Here is a 709-nt window from a genome sequence, read left to right as displayed (position 1 = left end):
GGGCGGCGGTCACGTCGTTCCCCTTGAAGTAGGCGATCGAGCGGGCCGTCCAGGTGCCCGCGCCCGGCGGCAGCGCCGGGCCGATCGACGCCCAGAACGGCGGCAGCAGCGGCAGCGGGAAGGCGCCGCCCGCGCTCGGGTTGCCCGCGATCACCACCAGCAGGATCGCGAGACCGATGCCGACGATCCCGAAGACGCCCTGGAGGGCGAGGGTGGCCGCGCCCACGGCGAAGATGATCAGGGTGCCCAGGCCCCAGAGGGCCGCGGTGCTGCCCGGCAGGGCGTCCAGGATCGGGCCGGTGATGAGGGCTCCGCCGAGGCCGCCGGTGATCGCGACCAGGGCCATGACCGCCAGGCGGATCGCGGCGCGGGTGGGGTTGGAGGGTTTCGCCCCGGCGCTGATGGCCAGGGCCGCGGCGCCCAGGTAGCCGCCCACGCACCAGCCGATCACCAGGTAGAAGGACGACAGTCCGTTGGGGTCGTGGGGTGCGGACGGGATCACGTCGATCGTCCGGATCGTGCGTCGCTCGGACTTCTCCAGGGTGGTGACGAGAGCCGTCAGCGTGGTGGAGAGGACCCTGCCTCCGCCGGACGCGACCAGGAGGGTGTCGGTGCTGCCCCTGGGGTCGATGATCAGGGCCGCGTCGATGTCCCGGTGGGCGAGCTGGGTCCGGGCCGCTGCCTCGTCGGGGAGGGCACGGGGGTCCAG

Annotated in this window: 1 protein-coding gene; it reads right to left on the bottom strand. The window is 73.8% G+C overall.

Annotated features, from left to right (window positions below; all coding sequences use genetic code 11):
- Positions 1-709: DUF3533 domain-containing protein (locus K4G64_RS39460; RefSeq protein ID WP_221760647.1), on the bottom strand; the 709-nt coding region annotated here is incomplete at both ends.

Source organism: Streptomyces sp. WAC04114 (assembly GCF_019733245.1).
Taxonomy (GTDB): Bacteria; Actinomycetota; Actinomycetes; order Streptomycetales; family Streptomycetaceae; genus Streptomyces; species Streptomyces massasporeus_A.
The sequence above is the reverse complement of the archived record's forward strand: the minus strand, read 5'-3'. Positions and strand labels throughout refer to the sequence as shown.